The 20,267-nt window shown below is 73.4% G+C and carries 19 protein-coding genes; 12 read left to right on the forward strand and 7 right to left on the reverse strand.

Annotated elements, in window-relative coordinates; translation table 11 throughout:
- The first annotated feature begins 19 nt into the window (after positions 1 to 19).
- A complete protein-coding gene (locus tag IE255_RS16635; protein WP_372487553.1) occupies positions 20 to 724 on the forward strand; it encodes a GntR family transcriptional regulator in 705 nt (234 codons plus the stop codon).
- Positions 725 to 734: 10 nt separating this feature from the next.
- On the opposite strand, the gene IE255_RS16640 is transcribed toward IE255_RS16635, so the two are convergent.
- From IE255_RS16640 to IE255_RS16670, 7 genes are read right to left on the reverse strand one after another with little or no spacing between them, the layout of a single operon-like run.
- Positions 735 to 1,172: a carboxymuconolactone decarboxylase family protein gene (locus IE255_RS16640; RefSeq protein ID WP_190051039.1), complete on the reverse strand. Its 438-nt coding sequence runs from the start codon at positions 1,170 to 1,172 to the stop codon at positions 735 to 737.
- On the reverse strand, positions 1,169 to 1,582 hold the full coding sequence (locus IE255_RS16645; protein WP_190051040.1) for a DUF6917 domain-containing protein: 414 nt from the start codon (positions 1,580 to 1,582) through the stop codon (positions 1,169 to 1,171). The genes IE255_RS16640 and IE255_RS16645 overlap by 4 nt, the downstream gene beginning before the upstream one ends.
- The gene (locus IE255_RS16650) at positions 1,579 to 2,559 is read right to left on the reverse strand and encodes a Gfo/Idh/MocA family protein (RefSeq protein ID WP_190051041.1); all 981 of its coding nucleotides are present in this window, start codon (positions 2,557 to 2,559) and stop codon (positions 1,579 to 1,581) included. Before IE255_RS16650 ends, IE255_RS16645 begins: the two co-directional genes overlap by 4 nt.
- Complete coding sequence (locus IE255_RS16655) at positions 2,556 to 3,797, reverse strand: Ldh family oxidoreductase (protein WP_190051042.1); 1,242 nt, start codon at positions 3,795 to 3,797, stop codon at positions 2,556 to 2,558. Before IE255_RS16655 ends, IE255_RS16650 begins: the two co-directional genes overlap by 4 nt.
- Entirely contained in the window at positions 3,794 to 5,206 is a 1,413-nt protein-coding gene (locus IE255_RS16660) for a M20/M25/M40 family metallo-hydrolase (protein ID WP_190051043.1), read from the reverse strand. The genes IE255_RS16655 and IE255_RS16660 overlap by 4 nt, the downstream gene beginning before the upstream one ends.
- Positions 5,199 to 6,164, reverse strand: coding sequence for a sugar phosphate isomerase/epimerase family protein (locus IE255_RS16665; protein WP_190051044.1), 966 nt, complete (start codon positions 6,162 to 6,164; stop codon positions 5,199 to 5,201). The genes IE255_RS16660 and IE255_RS16665 overlap by 8 nt, the downstream gene beginning before the upstream one ends.
- Positions 6,154 to 7,212, reverse strand: coding sequence for a Gfo/Idh/MocA family protein (locus IE255_RS16670; RefSeq protein ID WP_190051045.1), 1,059 nt, complete (start codon positions 7,210 to 7,212; stop codon positions 6,154 to 6,156). The genes IE255_RS16665 and IE255_RS16670 overlap by 11 nt, the downstream gene beginning before the upstream one ends.
- 572 nt (positions 7,213 to 7,784) lie before the next feature.
- Here IE255_RS16670 and IE255_RS16675 point away from each other — a divergent pair.
- From IE255_RS16675 to IE255_RS16725, 11 genes are all read left to right on the forward strand, one after another.
- Entirely contained in the window at positions 7,785 to 8,324 is a 540-nt protein-coding gene (locus IE255_RS16675; protein ID WP_190051046.1) for an EF-hand domain-containing protein, read from the forward strand.
- Between the two features lie 169 nt (positions 8,325 to 8,493).
- Positions 8,494 to 8,895, forward strand: coding sequence for a hypothetical protein (locus tag IE255_RS16680; RefSeq protein WP_190051047.1), 402 nt, complete (start codon positions 8,494 to 8,496; stop codon positions 8,893 to 8,895).
- A gap of 94 nt (positions 8,896 to 8,989) precedes the next feature.
- Positions 8,990 to 9,520, forward strand: coding sequence for an EF-hand domain-containing protein (locus tag IE255_RS16685; RefSeq protein ID WP_190051048.1), 531 nt, complete (start codon positions 8,990 to 8,992; stop codon positions 9,518 to 9,520).
- Positions 9,521 to 9,659: 139 nt separating this feature from the next.
- Positions 9,660 to 10,922 carry a DegT/DnrJ/EryC1/StrS family aminotransferase gene (locus IE255_RS16690; RefSeq protein WP_190051049.1) on the forward strand — a complete coding sequence of 421 codons (1,263 nt, stop codon included), beginning with the start codon at positions 9,660 to 9,662 and terminating at the stop codon, positions 10,920 to 10,922.
- Complete coding sequence (locus IE255_RS16695) at positions 10,919 to 12,046, forward strand: DegT/DnrJ/EryC1/StrS family aminotransferase (RefSeq protein WP_190051050.1); 1,128 nt, start codon at positions 10,919 to 10,921, stop codon at positions 12,044 to 12,046. Before IE255_RS16690 ends, IE255_RS16695 begins: the two co-directional genes overlap by 4 nt.
- The gene (locus IE255_RS16700) at positions 12,043 to 13,020 is read left to right on the forward strand and encodes a UbiA family prenyltransferase (protein WP_190051051.1); all 978 of its coding nucleotides are present in this window, start codon (positions 12,043 to 12,045) and stop codon (positions 13,018 to 13,020) included. Before IE255_RS16695 ends, IE255_RS16700 begins: the two co-directional genes overlap by 4 nt.
- Positions 13,017 to 14,396, forward strand: coding sequence for a protoporphyrinogen/coproporphyrinogen oxidase (locus tag IE255_RS16705; RefSeq protein ID WP_190051052.1), 1,380 nt, complete (start codon positions 13,017 to 13,019; stop codon positions 14,394 to 14,396). Before IE255_RS16700 ends, IE255_RS16705 begins: the two co-directional genes overlap by 4 nt.
- A gap of 11 nt (positions 14,397 to 14,407) precedes the next feature.
- Positions 14,408 to 15,985: an AMP-binding protein gene (locus tag IE255_RS16710; RefSeq protein ID WP_190051370.1), complete on the forward strand. Its 1,578-nt coding sequence runs from the start codon at positions 14,408 to 14,410 to the stop codon at positions 15,983 to 15,985.
- Positions 15,986 to 16,068: 83 nt separating this feature from the next.
- Complete coding sequence (locus IE255_RS16715) at positions 16,069 to 16,890, forward strand: methyltransferase domain-containing protein (protein ID WP_190051053.1); 822 nt, start codon at positions 16,069 to 16,071, stop codon at positions 16,888 to 16,890.
- A complete protein-coding gene (locus tag IE255_RS16720) occupies positions 16,887 to 18,623 on the forward strand; it encodes a CaiB/BaiF CoA transferase family protein (RefSeq protein WP_190051054.1) in 1,737 nt (578 codons plus the stop codon). Before IE255_RS16715 ends, IE255_RS16720 begins: the two co-directional genes overlap by 4 nt.
- Positions 18,620 to 20,242 carry a class I adenylate-forming enzyme family protein gene (locus IE255_RS16725; protein WP_190051055.1) on the forward strand — a complete coding sequence of 541 codons (1,623 nt, stop codon included), beginning with the start codon at positions 18,620 to 18,622 and terminating at the stop codon, positions 20,240 to 20,242. Before IE255_RS16720 ends, IE255_RS16725 begins: the two co-directional genes overlap by 4 nt.
- The last annotated feature ends 25 nt before the right edge of the window (positions 20,243 to 20,267 follow it).

Below are 20,267 nucleotides of genomic sequence, written 5' to 3' on the forward strand. Positions count from 1 at the left end.
GGAGACGGAGGAGGGGTCGGTGAATCGCGCGAAGAGCGAACCGAAGAACGGCTCGGTGCAGGCCCGGGTGATCGCCGAGATGCGCCGGCGGATCATCAAGGGAGACATCGATCCCGGCGCGCCGCTCTCGGAGCTCGCCCTCGCGGAGGAGTTCGGAGTCAGCCGCACGCCGGTGCGCGAAGCCCTCAAGCAGCTTCAGACCGAGGGCCTGGTCGAGATCCGGCCGCGCGTCGGGACGTTCGTCACCACCCCCTCCCGCCGCGAGATCACGGAGCTCTTCGAGATGAAGGAGCTCCTCGAGGGCGCGGCGGCCCGCCTCCTCGCCCGGCGCGGCCGCGTCGCGGAGATCGACCTGCTCGAACGGAATCTGCGCGAGGCCGACGAAGCGGTGGAGCGGGACGACCGGGAGCGGTACGCGGAGCTGGTCCAGGAGTTCCACGACCTGCTCATCGCCGGTGCCGACAACAGCAAGCTGGAATCCCACTACCGGATGCTGATGAATCAGCTGGCCTACTCCCGGCTGGTCAACACGTCGCTGAGCCAGCCGGGCCGCCCCCTGCAGTCGGACCGCGAGCACCATCTCGTCCTGGAGCTGATCCTGGAGAAGGACGGCGACAGCGCCGAGCAGGTGATGCGCGAGCACGTCAGGGCCAGCCGACGGGCGCTGCTGGCGGGGCTCCCCCTCAGCGGCCCGAACGGGCGGCCCGGCACGGCAGGTTCCTGAAACCGGGCGATCACACCGCCGCCAGACGGGTGCTGATGGCGATCCGGTTCCAGGCGTTGACGGTGGCGACCGTCATGACGAGCGCCGCCAGTTGCCGGTCGTCGTAGTGGGCGGCGGCGTCGTTCCACACGGCATCGGGCACGCCCTCCGTGCCGAGGCGGGTCGCGGCGTCGGTCAGGGCGAGCGCGGCACGTTCGGCCCTGCCGAAGCAGGGGGACGTGCGCCAGCTCATCAGGGAGAGCAGCCGTTCGTCGGACTCGCCGCCGTCCCTGGCCTGCTGACGGTGCAGCTCCACGCAGAACGCACAGCCGTTGAGCTGACTGGCCCGCAGCTTGACCAGCTCACGGAGCGGCGCCGGCAGCGGGCTCGACGCGAGGTACTGCTCCAGCCCCAACATGGCCTGGTAGGCGGCGGGTTCCAGTTCGGCGAGGTTGATACGAGGGGTCATGGACGCTCCCGCTGTTCGAACCTGACCTCGATCTCGGGTGCGAGACCGAGCCGGGGACCGGTGAGCGGTTCGGGCACCGCGATGAGGATGTTGTAGTGGTTCGGGAAGTGACAGGCATCGAAGCCCAGGACCCTCCCGACCCGGTTCCCGCCCGCCCAGACCTCGTCGCCCCGGTCGATGACACCGGCGCACCCGATCTCCACGAAGCCCAGAAAGCCGACCCGGTCGATCCGGGCGCCGGCAGCGGTCTCCGTGTGGTCGGTCGTCACCAGCTCATGCACCTCCCCACGGCGGACGCACCGGCTCGCGAACCCCTCCAGGGTCATGCCGCGGTCGTCACGCCGGTGGGTGAGCACCTTCACCAGCTGCCCGTACACGGTGCGCTTGGCACCGTCCTCGCCCGGGGTCATGGGTGGGGCACCTCCTGTCGGGGGCCGGGCCGGCCGGCCCGTTCGTACGCGTAGGCGGCCGCCACCAGTTCCAGGGCGGCCAGGCCGTCGGGGTCGTTCGCGCGGCGGCCGGACAGGACGTCGGTGAAGTCCCGCAGCACGCCGACGTACTCGTGCCACAGGGATCCCTTGAACTCCTGGTGGCCCGCGAGCATGTCGGCACGATCCACGGTCCCGTCGGCGAGTCGCACCTCGACCGTCTTGCGCTCGCCGGGACGGGACCAGTCGAGCACCACGCGCGCCTCCGCTCCGGACGGGGCGCGCAGCAGCACCCGCGCCTGCCGGTCGACGCCCCGCGCGTCGCGGCGCACGGTCGCCTCGGTCACCCGGACCTCGCCGAGGAACAGGCGCACCAGGTCGAACGCGTTGGGGCCGTTGTCGGCGACACAGCCGCCCCCGCAGCGCTCCGGGTCGAGATACCAGCGGTCCTGACCGGCGTGTTCCTCGATCGTCTCCTCGTAGCGCACCGTCAGCGAGGCGATCGGCGCGCCGGAGGCGATGCGCCGGCGCAGCGCGCGCACCTCGCTGTTGTAGCGGCGGTGGAAGGACGTGAACAGCACGGCACCGTGCTGCCGGGAGAGCCGCACGAGGTGGTGGCCGTCCTCCGGCCGCGTGGCGAGCGGCTTCTCCACGCACACCGCGCGTCCCGCCGCCAACGCGTCCCCGCACACCGGGTAGTGCAGGTCGTTGGGCACGTTGACCACCACGGCGTCCAGGTCCGCGGCCCGCAGCAGCTCACGGTGGTCGCGGTAGCGCCGTACATGTGCCGGGGCGGCCGCGAGCCGCTTCCCGTCCAGGTCGCACACCGCCACCAGGCGCGCGCAGGACTCGCGTTCGAGAGCGGCCAGGTAGAAGCGGGAGATGACGCCGAGGCCGATCAGGCCGATGCGAGGAGTGCGAGGAACACCGGGGATACGGGGGATACGGGGGGCCGTCATGCCGGGCTCCCCGCCTCGGGCGCGGGTGCGCACGGTGCCGGGAAGCGAAGACCGCTGCTCCGGGCCAGGCCGAGCATCTCCTCGTGCAGGGCCGCTCCGAGCGGCACGCCGTGGGCGCGCCGGTCGCGGCAGCGGGCGTCCTCCGGCCAGCCGGGGTAGCGCACCGGCTCGTCCGCCCGCACCGGCGGACAGCCGAGCAGGGCACCGAACAGGCCGGCCGCGTCGGTGAGGAACTCCTCCTCGGACCGGAGCCGCCCGGGGGCGACGGCGAGCAGGAAGCAGCCGATGTCGTCGTCAGGGCCCCCCGCCTCAGCCCCCTGCGGCACGGCGTCCGACGGGCCGAGTCCGGCCCCGGGCACGAGCGCGGACAGCACCTCCACCAGCAGGCCCAGCCCGAAGCCCTTGTAGGCACCGGTGTCGGGGGCGCCGCCGAGCCAGCTCAGGTGCGCCTCGCCGCGGTCGAAGGCGGCCGGGTCGGTCACCGGGGCGCCGTCCTCGTCGTGCAGCCAGCCCTCGGGCACGCTCCGCCCGGCGCGTGCCGCGGCCCGGATCCTGCCGGTGGGAGCCACCGTGGTGGCCATGTCCAGGACGAACGGCGGCCGGTCTCCGGCCGGGGCGGCCAGCGCGAGCGGGTTGGTGCCGAGCATGGGGGACCGTCCGCCGACGGGGCGGACGATCCGCTGCCGGCCGCAGTTGGCGGTGACCAGGCCCACCATGTGGTGCCGGACCGCGCGCAGGGCGTGGTGGCCCGCGCAGCCGAAGTGCGTGGCGCCCCGTACCGAGACCATGCCGACCCCGTACTCGCGGGCGCGCTCGACCGCCAGCTCCATGGCCTCGGCGGCGGCCCACAGCCCGAGCGCCCGACGGGCGTCGAGGAGAACGGAGGCACCGTGGTCGGCGACGATCCGCGGCTCCGCCCGGGGGTCGCACCGGCCCGAGTCGAGCAGCGGCAGATAGAGCCGGGTGAGGTTGGTGACGCCGTGACTGGTGAAGCCGGTCAGGTCGCCGTGGCACAGTGCCTCGGCGGCGGTTCCCGCGCGGTCCTCGGGCAGTCCCCGGGCGACGAGGACGTCGGCCACGAAGGCGAGGAGGTCCCGGTACGGCACCCGCACCCCGGCGTCGCCGGGGGCCCGGGGCGGCACGACACGCGGGCCGGAGCGAGGCGGCCCGTCCGCCGCGGTGGTAGTGGTCTTCGGGGTGGTGGAGGTGGGGGAGGTGCTGGAAGCCGTCGAGGTCATCGGGCGGAGATCCTGTCCTCGGCCGCGCCGGGCGCGGCAGCCTGGTGAGCGTGGGGTTCTTCGGTGGCAGCGCCGCCGGGCGGCGGGTGGCGGACGCGGGCGACGAGCAGGCGGGCGATCTCGTCGGCGTACCGGTCCAGGTCGGCCAGGTCGGCGTACTCACCGGCGGCGTGCGCGCGGTTGGTGTCCAGATCGCCGGGGCCGAAGACCGCCGTGTAGGCGTCGGAGACCTCCGCCATCCAGATCGCGTCGCAGGTGAAGGCCGGTTCCTCGTCGGGCCAGCGCACCAGGCCCGCATGCCGTTCCAGCAGTTCCTCGGCCCACGGCGCGCGGCCTCGGCCGTCCAGGGCGGGCAGGCCGCGCTTGCACCAGTGCAGGGACGTGATGCGGGCCGCGTCGGCGGCCGTCCTGGCCAGGTCCCGGGTGCCGGCCGCCCCGGCGGAGAAGGCGGCGAGCGCCTCGTCCAGTGCTTCCCGCAGCGCGGCTTCGGCGGCTTCGCCGGCCGCCCGGGAACCGTAGGAGACGTTGAGCAGCAGCCGGCCGGTGCCGTAGACCCGGTTGTGCCGCTCGCCGGTGTGCAGGCCCGCCACGCACACCCTGCCGTCCCGGATCCGCGGTGGCAGGGCGCGGGCCAGGTGGTGGGCGATGTGCCCCAGCAGCACGGTCGCGTTGTGCCCGGCCTCGGGGCGATCGTCCACGGCGTCCTCGCCCGCGACGCGTACGACGGCCGTCATGGACGCCGTCGACCGGGGCAGGAAGCGGTGACCGGTGGGTTCGCAGAACATGTTCAGACCGCCGGTGAACCCGGCCTCCACCAGCGGCCTGGTGCCGAACGTCCCCATGGCGCCGCCTTCTTCACCGGCGACGGCTTGGACGAGCACGCCGACCCGCCGGCCCAGGTCCGGTTCCGCGGCCCGGGCCGCCCGGATGCCGGCGAGCAGGGCGACGGCGGGGCCCTTGGCGTCGATCGCTCCCCGGCCGGTGAAGCGCCGTCCGTCGAAGTGGGCCGGCCACCACCCGGCCACGGTGTCCAGGTGGACGTTGAACATCACCGTGTCCCGCCGCGGGAGCCGCGGACCGAGGCTCAGCACCAGGCTGGGCTGGCGGGCCAGGAACGTCTCGTCCCGCGCCGCCTCCCGGACCGTCAGCGGTACGTCGTCCCGGCACAGCACGCCCGGTTCCGCCGGGGCGTGGCGCAGCACCCGCAGGCCGAGCTTCGCCGCGGCCGTCGCATAGGTACGCCCGGCCTCCCACAGGGCCACGGCCGGGCCGCCGTCGCCCGTCTCCAGCGGCCCGGCCGTGGGGATGTCGAGCAGGCCGAGCAGCAGCTCGTGGTCGGCCGGTGTCAGCCGTGCGGGAGGCGACAGGGCGATCGACCCGGCAGGGCGCCGGGCGGGGAGGTCAGCCATGCCGCCCCCCGCCGGCGAGGGGGGTGCGGGCAGGCCGGATGTCCTGCCGTACGAGCCGCTCCAGGTGCCGGCCGTAGCGGACGAACGCCGCCACACCGTCGGCGTCGGTGGTGTCGTGGCCCTGGTGCGGCCGCAGGTGGGTGTGCGGTTCGATCGACCACGCCCCGGTGTAGCCGTGGTCCAGGAGGGCCCTGAGGCAGGAGCGCACACCGGACTCCCCGTCCCCGGGCAGCGTGTAGGTGACCTGGCCGCCCGGTCCGGTGCGGGCGTCCTTGACGTGCACGTGGGCGACATGGCCGATGATGTCGCCCAGCAGCGCGCGGGCGTCGTAGCCGTAGGGCACGCCGTTGCCGATGTCGAACAGCAGCCGCAGCGCGGGACCGCCGGCCCGGTCCAGGAGTTGAAGCATCCGGTCGGCCCGGGCGCCGGCCCAGCCGGTGCAGTTCTCGTGCAGCAGCACCAGCCCGTGCTGCTCCGCCTGCCGGACCAGCAGGGTCATCCGGGCCAGCACCCGCTTGCCCCACTCCTCCTCGTCCAGACCGGCGTTGGGGTAGGACATCACCCGGACGTAGCGGGTGCCCAGGGCGGCGCAGCGCCGGGCCAGCACCCGCAGCTCCGCCTCGTCGTCCTCGAAGCGGCCGGTGACCGGACGGCTCCAGTTGGCTATCCGGGAGTCGACGCAGACGACGTCGAGTCCTGCTGCCGCGATCCGGTCGGCCAGGCCGGCGAAGGCCCGGTCGTCCAGGTCGGCGACCGCGACGCCGTCGACGTTGCGCAACTCGATGGCACCCCAGCCGAGTTGGCGCAGTGCGTCCAGTTGCCCGGCGAGATCCGCCGCGGCCTCGTCCCCGATGCCGGCGAAGCGGATGCCGGGAGCCGCGTGTCCGGCGCGGTCGCTCCCGGGCAGGCCGGACGGGGGCCGCCGGCCGTTCCCTCCGGAGGGGTGGTCAACGCCCATGGGTGATCGCCTCCTTGCGGCGGGTCGTGCCACCGGTGGGGGGTACGGCGGCCTGCTCGCCGGCGGCCAGCCGCTTCGCCTCGTCGAGCAGTTCGACCGTGCGCACGTGCAGGCCGAGGTCGTCGGCTCCGAGGCCGTCGGGGGCCCCGCCCTCGGCGAAGCCGCGGTAGGCCCGCGTCAGGCATGCCGTGAGGGAGTCGTCGGGGAAGACCTCACGCGTGGTGTGGCCGTCACGCGTGATCTCCAACTGGGCGAAGTCGTCGTCCTGGCCGACCGCGTAGTGCCCGACGACCCTGCCGTCCGCCATGTCGAGGGCGATCCGCCGCTGGCGCACCGGTGCGGACAGGTCGGACAGCACCTCGCTGCGGATCCCGCCCGCGTGCCGCAGTTCGAGGTGCGCGCTGCCCATGCGCGGCACGGTCACCGGCCCCACCCGCAGGTCGGCGCCGGTGGCGCGGTACACCTGCGCGTCGCCCAGGAGGCGCAGGAGGACGCCCACCGCGTGCGGTGCCTCCACGTCGAAGGCGGAGGTGTGGCTGCTGCTGCCGAGGGAGCGCCGGAACCGTGGCTTGTGCTGGGTGACGGACACCGAACGCACCCCGCCGAGCCTCCGGTCACCCAACAGTTGGACCAGACGCTGGGTCAGCGCGCTGTGCAGCCAGGGCGCCACCACCGACAGGCGCAGCTCGTGTTCCCGCGCGAGACGCAGCAGGCTCCGGAGGGCCTCCCGGTCACCGGCCAGCGGTTTCTCCGTCAGGATCCGCGAGAACCCGAGCGCGGCGACCTCGCGGAGCACCTCGACGCGCACGGCGGGCGGGGTGCACAGGTGGACGACCGTCCGCGCCGGGTCCAGCAGATCGCACGCCTGGCGCAGGGAATCGGCGATCAGCAGGTCCCCCCGCCCGGCCGGGGAGGCGTTCCCGGGGTCCACGCCCACGATCGGGTGATCAGCGAATGCTCCGAGGGCCTGGGAGCGCGCACGCAACAGCACGGGCACATGCAGTCCCAGGCCGGCGCGGCCCAAGCCGACGATCAACGTGCACAGCACGTCTCGACCCCCCTTTGTGCATCTTTTCAGAAAGTCATATTCGAGTATTGATTCAAGCTCGGGTATTTTGAAAACGATGTGCCTACCCATTCCATCGCCCCAGGAAACGCGTATGGCAGTTCTTGTGAAATGTGCGGCGAATGGGGCGCGGGTTGCGTTGGCGCGGCCTCGACGCATCGTATCCGATGGTGGCCTTCTCCGCCTTTGGTCTCGCCACTTCCGCGGTCGACGGGAAGATGGCTGAAATGAACGTCGAGAGCGGCGGTGATGTCCGTCCGGCTGGGCAGGTGGGGCGATTCTGTCGGTACAGCCGAACCTGCGGGCGAAAACAATCGGCCGTGAGGAGGAGGCCGGCCTTCCGGGAAAAATGTTTCTGCGGTTTCGACGTTCTCGCGTTCCATTGACAGGTCTCGACGGCTGCCAGTACTCATGTAGCTTGCAGCGAGGCGTTGGAATTTCGTCTTGCATGGGGCGGTTGATCGCCCGGACCTGTGCTCGGGTTTTTCATTCTCCCTTGGTTTGGGTGCGAGACTGCCGGTTTTCGCCGCAGCTTTCCGACGACAAGGAGTGAGATGTCCAACAAGACTGCCCAGGTCGAGCGTCTTCAGCAGCGCTTCGGGCTGTACGACACCGACGGGGACGGACTGATCCAACGCGGCGACCTGGTGGCCGAGGCCCGGCGCATCGTCGAGGCCTTCGGCGAGCCGGAAGGCTCACCCAAGGCCCAGGCACTGCTGCACGCCTACCCGCACATGTGGGACTACATGATGGAACAGGCCGGCCTCGGCGCCGACCAGTCCCTGACGCTCGAGCAGTTCGTCGACATCGCCGGCACCCAGATGCTGAGCCGGGGCGCGGCCGGCTTCAGCACCGTGCTCCGGCCCAGCATCCGCGCGATGGTCGACCTCTGCGACGTCGACGGCGACGGGCAGGTCGATCCGGCGGAGTTCCGGAAGTGGCTCGCCGCCATCGGCAACGACCGGGTAGACGCCGACAAGGTGTTCCGCCAGGTGGACACCAACGGAAACGGGCAGCTGTCCGTCGAGGAACTCGTGGCCGCGGTGGGCAAGTACCACGCGGGCGAGCTCGACGCCCCGCTGCTGGGTGTCTGAGCCGCAGGCCGGCCGGGGCCGCTCCGGGCGCGAGACGCTCCGAGCGGCCCCATGCCCGCGGACCCTGCCGGGTCGCGCGGGACCGGGGGACGGGTCACGGCCCGCCGAGCCTCGCGAGACCCGTCGACCGGCCGATACGGCGGGCCCGCCGGCGACCGGACTCCTCCTCGTGCGTGCCGCCCTGGTGCTGCTCGCCCTGGGGCAGGGACTGCCCGGGCTGTGGGCGCTGTTCGCGCCGCGGTCCTTCTACGGCGAGTTCCCTTTCCCGGGCCTCGGGTGGGTCGCCAGATTCCCGCCGTACAACGAACACCTGGTGCGCGATCTCGGCGCCCTGTCGCTCGGCCTGACGGCGGTCCTGATTGCGGCCGCTGTCGTCCCCGAGCGGCGCCTGGTGCGGGCGGCGGCCTTCGGATGCCTCGGCTTCACGATTCCGCACCTGATTTTCCACGTCGCGCATCTCGGGCGCTTCGACACCGCGGACGTGGTCGGGCAGCTCGTCTCACAGGTGGCCCCGATCGTTGTTTCGGGATGGGTCCTGCTGTTGAGCCGGCGGGATCGAGAAACAGGATGAATTGCCATTCTCACTCGTACGAGTGGGTTGGCGGGGCCTGCCCCGGTAAGTATCTGAACCGCGGGTTCACAGAAGAAAAAAGAAAGGAAGAAGCATGACGACTTCCGTACAGGAAGAGCGGCTGCGTCGCCGTTTCGATATGTGGGACAAGAACGGCGACGGCACCGTCGACCGCAGTGACTGGGCCGAGGAGGCGCAGCGCATCCTGGCCTCGTTCGGGGAAAGCGAGAGTTCCCCGAAGGGCCGGGCTCTCACCGAGGCGTACCTCGGTATGTGGGAGTACGTGGCCGGGCAGGCGGGAATCGGCCCGGACGGAGCGCTGGGCTTCGGCGAGTTCGCGGAGGTGGCCCAGAAGCAGGTGCTCGAACGCGGGCAGGCCGGCTTCGACCAGGTGCTGCGCCCGACGATCAGCGCGATCGCGAACCTGTGCGACACCGACGGCGACGGCCAGATCAGCCCTGCGGAGTTCCAGCGCTGGATGCAGGCCGTCGGCAGTGACGAGACCACCGCGGACACGGCGTTCGGTCAGATCGACACCGACGGCGACGGTCAGCTGTCGGTCGAGGAGCTCGTCGAGGCGGTACACCGCTACCACTCCGGCGAGCTGGAGTTCGCCCTCCTCTGACCGTCCGGGACCCACCCGGTCACCCGCTCATGCGTCCGGCGCCCCCGGCCCCACCGGGGAGCGCCGCCGTAGGCGCGCACCGGCCCCCTTCCTGCCGACGGCCCGGCCCGCCTCCGTCACCACCGCCACGAGAGGAACCATGCGCGACGCATTCTCCGGACCGAGGAACGGCAGGCACGGCAGGGCGACCGGTGGCGCGGCCGGCCCAGCGATCGGCCCTGCGGCCGGCACCGCGGCCGGCGCTTCGGGGTCGGTGCCCTTCTTCACCCAGGCCCGGACCTTCGAAGCCCTCTGGCCGGACATCCGGTCCCGGCTGGCCGAGGTCTTCGACGACGGCAAGTTCTCGCACGGCCGGCAGGTCGCCCGGTTCGAGGAGGCCCTCGCTAGATGGACCGGCGCACGCTACGCGGTGGGCGTGAACAGCGGCACCGACGCCCTGGTACTGCTGCTGCGCGCCTGCGGGCTGCAGCCCGGCGACGAGGTCATCGTCCCCGCGTTCACCTTCGTGGCCTCGGCCTCCGCCGTCGTGCTGGCGGGCGGCCGACCGGTCTTCGCCGACATCGACCCCGTCACCTACACGCTCGATCCCAAGTCCGCGGCCGACGCGGTCACCCCGCGCACCCGCATGATCATGCCCGTCCACCTGTTCTGCCAGATGGCGGACATGGACGCGCTGCTCGACGTCGCGCGCCGGCACCGGCTGACGGTGGTGGAGGACAGCGCGGAGGCCATCGGCATGCGGTGGAACGGCGTACACGCCGGGCTGCTGGGAGCCGGCGGTGTGCTCTCGTTCTTCCCCACCAAGACGCTCGGTGCCCTCGGGGACGCCGGGGCGATCCTCACCGACGATCCCCGACTCGCCGAGACCGCCGGGGCGTTGCGCCACCACGGGCGCTACGGCCGTACGCTGGCCCACTTCCCGGGCATCAGCAACGAGACCACCGTCAACGGTGTCAACAGCAAGATGGACGACATCCAGGCCGCCGTCCTGCTCGCCAAACTCACGCGGCTGCACGAGGACATAGCCCGCAGGGCCCGGCTCGCCGCCGCCTACACCGAACGGCTGGCCGGCACGCCCGGCGTGCTGCGGCTGCCCACGGTGGTGCCCCGCACCGCACGGACCAACCCCGTCTTCTACGTCTACCTCGTCGAGGCCGAGCTGCGTGACGAGCTGGCCGCGTACCTGGCCGCGCACGGCGTGGGCACCGAGACGTACTACCCGGCCCCGCTGCACCTCCAGGAGTGCTTCGCGTCTCTGGGGCACCGCCGGGGCGACTTCCCGCACGCCGAGGCGGCCTGCGAGCGCACGATCGCCCTGCCGCTGTACCCCGACATGAGCCTCGACGACGTCGACCGGGTGTGCGACCTCGTCCGCCGTTTCGCGACGGGGAGGCCGGCGTGACGATCCCCTTCTTTCCCCCCGACCTCTTCGAGGACGACCGGCAGGTGCTGCTGGACCTCGTCCACGCCATCGGCACCGCGCCGGAGCAGAGGTTCCTCCTCGGCGAGCACACCGCCCGCTTCGAGGAAGCCCTGCGCGCCTCGCTCGGCGCCGCCGACGTGGTGGCCTGCTCCAGCGGCACCTCCGCGCTGACCCTCGTCCTGCACGCCCTGGGCATCGGGCCCGGTGACGAGGTCGTCGTACCGGCCTACGGCTGCGCCCCGCTCGCCAACACCGTGGCCGGACTGCGGGCGACGCCGGTGTTCGCGGACATCGACCCGTGGACGATGGTGGCCGACCCCGACGAGGTGGAACGGGCGATCAGCGACCGGACCCGGGCCGTCATGCCGGCGCACATGTTCTCGGTGATGGCCGACATGCCCCGCATGCGCGAGATCGCCCGGCGGCACGGCGTGCGCCTGGTCGAGGACTCGGCGGTCGCCCAGGGCGGTGTCCTCGACGGCCGCCCCGCCGGCACCTGGGGAGAGGCCGGGGTGTTCTCCTTCGTCCAGGTCAAGACCTTCGGAACAGCCGGCGAGGGCGGCGCCGTCGTCACCATGGACCCCGAACTCGGCCGTGCTGTCCGGTCGTTGCGCAACCACGGGCAGAGCGAGCGGTTCGTCTACCCGCGCACCGGCTACAACAGCCGCTTCGACGAGGTCCTCGCGGCCTTCCAGCTCCACCGTCTGCCCGGCCTCCCCGCCCGGCTGGAGCGCCGGGCCCGCATCGCCGACTACTACACCGAGCGCTTCACGCCGCTGCGCGAGCGCGGTGTGCTGCCCCCTCCGCCCGGCCGGAACGGCCGCTGCTACTACGTGTACTCGCTGCTCGCCGAGGAGCGGGACGAGCTGAAGCGGTACCTGGCCGACCGGGGCGTCGAGAGCCACGTCTACTACCCCCTCCCGTTGCCGCGCCAGTCCGCCTTCACCCGGTTCGCGCCCGCGGGCCGCGGCTGGCCGCACGCGGAGAGCGCCGCCCGGCGCCAACTGGCCATCCCCGTCCACCCGCGCCTGACCGACGCCCAGGTGGAACACATCGCGGACACGGTCTGCGCCTACGCACACTCGAAGGAGCGGAACAGTTGACCAGCCGCACCGAGGCCGGACCGATCACGTCCGGCATCGCACGTCCCGAGAGCAAGCTGCGCAGCTACGCCCGGCTGGGCAAACTCGACGTCTACGACTACTACCCGAGCGTCGCCGTGGCGCTGTCCGCGGTGCTGCTGCCCGTCTCCGACCTGCCGGCCGCGACGGTCGTGACGCTCGCCCTGTTCCTCCTCGGCGCGGTGTTCGTGATCGTGGCGATGGTCGCCCTCGACGACGTGACCGGCTACCGCGACGGCAGCGACGCCGCCAACTACGGCCCGGACGACCCCCTGCGCAACAAACTCCGCAAGCCGCTCGTCGCGGGGACCCTGACCCTGCGCGAGGCACTCGTTTTCGGCTGGGGCACCGCCGCGGCCGGCGCCGTGCTGTGGGCCGCCGCCGTGTCGACCGCCCCCTACCGGCCCACCTGGACCGTGGTGCTGGTCGTGGTGCTGTTCGTGGTCTCCGTGCAGTACTCCTACGGGCTGAAGATCAGCTACCACGGCTTCCAGGAGATCTTCATCGCGGGCCTGGGCGCGGCGCTCGTGATGGGGGCGTACGGGCTGGCGGCCGGCCACTTCTCCGGATTCGTGATGGTGCAGGGGGTGCTGTTCGGCTTCGGACCTCTGCTGTTCGGCGTGTACTCCAACACCAACGACATCCCGGGGGACCGGGCCGTCGGGCGGCCGACCGTGGCGTGCCTGGTCTCGCCGAAGGGCAACGCCGTCTTCATCGGCGCCCTGTCCGCCGCCGAGTTCCTGATCGGCGCGGTCGCCTCCGCCGTCGGGATCGCCCCGTGGTGGTTCGTCCTGCTGATGCTGCCCGTCACCGTGCTGCGCGTCCGGCAGTACCTCACCGGCTTCCGCCAGGGGGACATCATGCGCGCCCGCAAGCTCGGGTTCCCCGCGCACCGGGTCAGCACGGTGCTGCTGATCACCGCGAACCTGATCGTCGGTGCCGGGGCCGCCGGATGAGCCCCGATCTCGACGTGGCCGTGGTCGGCGCGGGCATGGCCGGACTGACCACCGCGCACGAACTGCGGCGCGCGGGCCTCCAGGTGCGGGTCTTCGAGGAACAGGACCACGTCGGCGGCCGGATGCACAGCTTCCGGCAGGACGGCTACACCATCGACGAGGGCGCCGAGCAGATCTCGGAGCAGGGCTACCGCGCGACCTGGGAACTGCTCGCGCGGCTGGGCGTCCCGGACCACGACGTGCCGCGCATCGGCAAGTCGGTCGGAGTGTGGCGCGGCGGACGGGCCCACCCCGGCGTGGCGGACCCCTCCGCGGTGCTCACCGGGGCCGGACTCTCGCCCCGCGCCCGGTTCGACCTCGCCCGGCTCCTGGCCTGGACGGGCGCGCACCGCCGCGACTTCGACGCCGACCACCCCGAACGGACCCCGGCACGGGCCCTGACGGTCCGGGAGTTCGCGCGCCGGTACCACAGCGACGTCCACGACTACCTGCTCCAGCCCGTCGCCGGCAGCTTCTTCGGCTGGGACACGGCACGCTCCGCGGCGGCGCCCATGCTGAGCCTGCTGCTGGCGGTGGGGCCGGCCGCCGGCTGGCGGACGTACCGCGACGGCATGGACCTGCTCGCCCGGCGGCTGGCCGAGGGACTCGACGTGGTCACCGGCACGGCCGTGCACGAGGTCGTCACCGAGGAGGGCTCCGTGCGGCTGCGCGTCGGGGACGACACCGTCACGGCCCGCTCGGCGGTCCTCTGCGTGCCCGCACCGGTCGCCGCGCGCCTGCACGCCAACGCCCCCGCCGACGAGCTTCCGTTCCTGTCGGCCTGCACCTTCACCCCCTCGCTCAAGGTCAGCTGCCTGCTGGACCGGCCGCTCGCCCCCGAGTCCCGCAAGCCGCTGTACGTCCTGCTGACACCGGACGCGGAGGACGACGTGCTCTCCGCGATCATCGTCGACCACGCCAAGCACCCCGGCCGGGCCCCCGCGGGCAGGGGACTGCTGACCCTGATGGCCGACGCCCGCCGCATCCCCGACCTGCTGAACGCGCCGGAGCGGCAGACGGTCGACCGGCTCGTGCGGGCGGCCGGCCGGTACGTCCCCGGTCTGGAGACGGCCGCCACACGTCACTTCGTGCACGCCTTCACCCACGGCCTGCCCGAGGCGACCCCCGACGCCCTGCGCCGGCGCGCGCGGTTCATGGCCCGCCCCGCACGGCCGGTGGAGTACGCCGGCGACTGGGTGATGCTGCGGCCGGCCAGCGAGGGCGCCGTGCGCTCGGGCGCCCTCGCGGCCTCACGGGTCCTCAGCCGGCTGCGACCACCCAGACCCGCCGCACGAACCCGCCCGGCCACTCGCCCCACCGAGGAGAACGTCTCGTGAAACCGCACGACATGGGCGTCCTCTTCGACGAGTGCGCCGAACACCGGGTCCACACGCAGGTCCACCTCGACCGGCCCTTCGACATCGACACCGGCGCCCGGACCCACTACACGCTCCCCCAACTCGCCACGCTCGTACGGGAGGCGGCCGGCTGGCTGACCGCCGCCGGAGCCGGCCCCGGGGACCGGGTGGCGATCGTCAAGGACAACCACTGGGACTACGACCTGCTGGCCTGCGCCGCCGTGCGCGTCGGCGCCGTCCCCGCGCAACTCTCCGCGCACCTGTCCGGCGAGGTGCTGGGCACGCTTCTGGCCCGCCTCGGCCCCGCCCTGCTGGTCACGACGGCACAGGTGCTGGAACGCGGCCGGCGGGAGGGCACCGACCTGGCCGCCGCCGCGCGCGCGACGCTGGTGCTGGACGCTGCCGTGCCCGGGACGCTCGGCATCGACGACGTACGCGGACACACCGCCCCCGGACCCCACCGCCGGCACGACGACGAACCCTTGGTCGTCCACCACACCTCGGGCACCACCGGAGTGCCCAAACTGGTGGTGCACTCGACCCGTACGATCGTCCGCAAGCTGGCCAGGTTCGAGAGCGTGCGGCTGCCGCGGATCGGACTGCGCCGCGGCGACACCCTGGTCAACGCCAGCGCGTTCGCCCACGGCCGGACGTTCTGCTGGACCGCGAGCGCCCTGTGCATGGGCCCCGCCGCGATCTCCATCATCACCACGCAGGACCCGAACCTCGCCGACCCCGTGCTGCGCGCCCATCCGCCGACCGTCCTGGAAGCGCTGCCCGCCTCGTTCGTCCGCTTCCAGCCGCTCACCGAAGGGCTGGACAACCCGTTCCGGCGCCTCCGCCTGGTCATCAGCACGTATGACGCCATGCATCCGCCCACCGTCCGCGCCTACCTCAGGGCGAGCCGGCATCGCAGCCCCCTGTGGGTGGAGGGGTGGGGACAGACCGAGACGGGACCGCTGACCTTCCGCTTCCACACCCGGAACTCCGTCCACCGGGCCTCGGAAGGCTCCGGCACCCGCAACCTCGGACGCCCGGTACCCGGCAAGACGCGGCTGCGGGTCGTCGACCCCGACACCCTCCGGCCCCTGCCGCGCGGGCAGGCGGGCCTCGTCCTGGCCAGGACCGCCGCCTGCGCCCTCGGTTACGTCGGCGAGGAGGACCGCTGGTCGGCCAAGCGGCACGGCAGCTGGTGGAACACCGGCGACATCGGCGCCCGCAACCGCGACGGAAGCATCGACCTGCTCGACCGCGAGGTGGACCGCACCCCGCAGCTCAGCTGCCTGCGCACCGAGGACCTCCTGGAGACCCGGCTGCCGCAGGCCCTGGAGTGCGTCGTCCTGGCCGAGCCGGGCCGGGACCCGCTGCCGGTCGTGGTCACCGCCGACGGCGCGATGGACCGGGCCCGCTGGAAGGAAGCGGTGCGGGACCTGCCGCCCCTGCGGGAACCGGTCGCACTCACCTGGGACCAGGTGCCGCGCACCGGCACCGGCAAGGTGCGGCGCAGGGAGCTGCTGCACCGCCTCACCGGCCGCAGCGACACCTACGGCTCCGGCCGCTGGACCTGAGACGGACAAGCGCCTGAGACGGACCAGCGCGCGGACAAGCGTCTGAGACGGACAAGTGCCTGATACGGCACAGGGGGAGACACATGCGCGAGAGCCTGGGCCGGGCCCCGGGATACGCCTTCGACAACGACAGCGCGCACAGCGGCGAACTGCACCGCTGCCTCACCGACGCCTACGACGCCATGACCTTCGACAGGCTCGCCGAGACCGGCGTCACCACCGGCTGGCGGTGCCTGGACATCGGCTCCGGGAGCGGGACCGTGGCCCGGTGGCTCGCCGAACGCGTCGCTCCGGCCGGCGAGGTGATGGCCACCGACGTCAAGCCGCAGCACATCCCGGAAGGGCCGTGCCTGACCGTCGTCGAGCACGACGTGGTGACCGATCCGCTCCCCGAGGCGGCCTTCGACCTCGTCGTCGCCCGCCTCGTCCTCCAGCACCTGCCCGAACGGCTCGCCGTCCTCGACAAGCTCGTGCGCGCCCTCACACCCGGAGGGTGGCTGCACATCGAGGAGTTCGACGCCTCCTACGAACCGCCCCTGCTCACCCCGGACGAGGAGTCCGCGCGGCTCTACGCGGCCTTCCTCGACGCCAAGTGCGCCGTCCTGCGGGCCGGCGGCGGAGACCCCCACTGGGCCCGGCACGCACCGGCCGCCATGCGGGCGGCGGGGCTCGTCGACATCGACCCCCGGCCCCGCATCGAACTGCGCACCGCGGGCTCACCGGGGCTGCTGATGCAGCTCAACCACACCTACCACCTGCGGGACGGGCTCCTCGCCGCGGGCATGACCGAGGCCCAACTGGCGGACGTGCGCGCGCTGATGCGGGACCCGTCGTTCTGCGCCGCGTCCAGCGTCATCTACTCGGTCCACGGCCGGCGGCCCGGCGCGCGGGACGGCGCCCGATGACGCTCTGCGCGCCGCGCGCCGGGGCCGCGACGCCGGTGGCCACTCGGGTCGCGGCACACCTGCTCGCCCTGGTGGACGAGCCCGCCACCGCCACCGTCCGCTGGGACATCGACTGGCAGGGCCCGCTGCTGGTCCCCCTGGCCGACGAGCGTGCCGTCCAAGCGGCCTGCGGGATCATGCACGTCCACGGCCGGGCGGCCGGGCACCCCGTCCCGCTCGCCGTCGACTACGCCTCCACGGTGGCGGGCGTCCTCGCGGCCCAGGGAGTCTGCGCGGCCCTCCTCGCGCGGGCCGCGGGCGCGGACGTCAGGCAGGTACGGACCTCGGTGAGCCAGGCCGCGCTGCTGGCCCTCGCCCAGTACCTCGCGGCCGCGACCGCCGACGGCGACGACCCGGAGGACGGGAGTCCGGCGGGCATCACCGGCACGGAAGCAGAGGGCTTGTTCGTCTCCGCCGACGGCGTCCGTTTTGAACTCGAAGCCCTCGACGCCGACCGGTGGCTGGACTTCTGGCAGCGGCTCGGCGCGGACCGTGCCGAGACCGGCTGCGGCTGGCGGCCGTTCCAGCAGCGGTTCGCCACCGCCACCTGCCCGCTGCCCCCCGGCCTGGCCGCCACCGCGCGCCGCGCCACCTTCGCGGCCGTCCGGGCGGCGGCGGACCGGTCGGGAGCCGCCGTCCTGCCCGTACGGGACGATCCCCTCCCGCCGACGGCGACGCCGCCCTGGACCCTCACGCCGTTCCCCGAACCGGGCGGTACCACGAGCGGGCGTACCCGTACCGGCGACGCCCTCCGCACGGCCGGGGCACCCCTCGCGGGCCTCCGGGTCGTCGAGTCGGCGCGCCGCGTCCAGGGGCCCATGGCCGGTCACATCCTGCGGCTCCTGGGCGCCGACGTCGTACGGATCGAACCTCCGGGCGGCGACCCGATGCGCGGTATCCCTCCCGTAGCGGGGGCGTGTTCGGCCCGCTTCAGCGCCCTCAACGCCGGAAAGACCGTCCAGGAGATCGACTTCACCACGCCGGCGGGGCGGCGGGCGGTCCGCGAGCTCGTGGCCGGGGCCGACGTCTTCCTGCACAACTGGGCGCCGGGCAAGGCGGCCCGGCTCGGGCTGGACGCCGAGGACCTGCGTGCGGCGCGCCCCGGACTGGTGTACGCGTGGGCGTCCGGCTGGGGCGACGTCCTGGGGCCGGCACCGCCGGTGGGCACCGACTACCTGGTCCAGGCGCACAGCGGCCTCGCCGCCGCCGTCCGGCCCGCGCACGAGGCACCCGCACCCTCCCTGATGACGCTCACCGACGTCCTCGGCGGGCTGGTCTGCGCGCAGGGGATCCTGGCGGCGCTGCTGGCCCGGCTCCGCACCGGACGGGGCGGCCGGGTGGACTCCTCCCTGTACTCCGCCGCCGCCCTCGTCCCCCGCGGGCGGCGACGGCCCGCAGCGACGGACCGTCTCCTGCGCACCCGGGACGGCTACCTCTCGCTGGGACCGCAGGCCCGCGAGCCGCACCGCCTCGCCCGGGCCCTCGGCCTCGGCACCCGGGCGGGCGCGGAAGTGATCGCCGCCCGGGCCCGGACACTGCCCACCGCGGCCTGGCTGCCCGGCCTGGCGGCAGCGGGCGTGCCCGCCACACCGGTGTGCACCAGCCTCGCCGACCTGGCCCGCGACCCGCGGTTCGCTCCGGCGCTGGCCGTCGGGGAGTACGCCGCCCCCCTCGCACCCTGGGAGTTCTCATGAGGGCCCGCTGGACATCGAACGCCGGCGTCGAGATCCGCGACCTGGTGCCGGCCCGGGCGCGGCGCGCCTGGGTCGCGCGGGGCCACTGCCCCGACCGCGACCTGTACACGCTCTTCTCCGCACACGTACGGCGTCACCCCGGCCGGACGGCCGTCATCGACTCGGCGGGCGCGCTGGACTACGCCGGGCTCGACGCCCGGGTACGCCACATCGCCGCCCGGCTCGCCGAACACGGCCTGGACGAACGGGACATCGTCGCCGTACGGGTGCCGAACGGGCGCGACGCGGTGGCCGCGGAACTCGCCGTCGCGGCCCTCGGCGCGGTCGCCCTGCCCTATCCACCGGGGCACGGCAGCCGGGGCCCGGTGAGCCTGCTCGCACGCGCCCGCGCCCGCGCGGTCATCCTCGGCGATCCCTCCGACGCGGTGTCACACGCCCATCTCCCTCATCTGGAAGCGGTGTTCACCTTCGGAGAGGGCCAGGGCGCCGCGCAGTCCCTCGCGGCGCCCGCCCGGCGGCCCTTCGTTCCCCGCCCCGTCGACCCTGAGGCGCCCGCCCGGATCCTGGTCTCCTCCGGTTCCGAGGCCGAACCCAAGATGGTCGCCTACTCCCACAACGCGCTGGCCGGCGGCCGGGCCGGCTACGTCCGCGCCCTGCACGACGGGGACGGCCCGATGCGCAATCTCGTGCTCGTCCCGCTGGCCTCCTCCTTCGGTTCCTGCGGTACGTCCGTCACGCTCGCCGCGCTCGGCGGCACCCTGCTGGTGCAGGAGTCCTTCGACCCGGCCGCGGCGCTCCGCATGATCGTCGAGCACCGGCCCACGCACGTCTTCGGCGTGCCCACCATGCTCCACCGCATCGCCGAGCAACCGCCCGCACACCGCGAGGACTTCACCGGCCTGCGGGCCGTCGTCTCCAGCGGCGCGGCCCTGCCGGACGCCATCGCCGAGGCGTGCCGCGACCGGTTCGGCCGCCCCGTCATCACCGTGTACGGGTCGGCCGACGGCGCCAACTGCCACACCGCCGCCACCGGGCTCCACCCCGAGACCGGCACCGGGCTTCCCGACCCGGCCGTGGCGCGGATCCGCGTCATCGAAGACACCGGTGCCCTCGTGCCGGCCGGGCAGCCCGGGGAGATCTGCGCCAGAGGCCCGATGACCCCGCTGTGCTACGTGGCCGACCCCGGCCTCGACGCCCGGTACCGCACCTCGACCGGCTGGGTCCGCACCGGCGACCGCGGGCTCCTGGACGAGCACGGCCGGCTCCACGTACTGGGCCGCATCAAGCAGATCGTCGTCCGCGGCGGCTACAACATCAGCCCGGCCGAGGTGGAACGCGAACTCAGCGCGCACACGGCCGTGGCCGAGGTGGCCTGCGTCGGCGTGCCCGACCCGGAACTGGGGGAGCGCCTGTGCGCCTGCGTCCGCCAGAAGCCGGGCGTCCCCCCACCGGACCTGCGGGACCTCACGGCGTTCCTGGAGTCCCAGCGCGGCCTCGAACGCCGAAAGCTCCCCGAACTCCTCCTGCGCGTCCGGGAGATGCCCCTCGGCCCCACCGGAAAGATCTGCCGCCGGACCCTGGCGCTCCTGGCCGCCCGTGAGACCTCCGACAGCCGCTGACCGTCCACCACACGAAGGGTCTGCC

This window comes from Streptomyces lomondensis (genome assembly GCF_014651035.1).
Taxonomy (GTDB): Bacteria; Actinomycetota; Actinomycetes; order Streptomycetales; family Streptomycetaceae; genus Streptomyces; species Streptomyces lomondensis.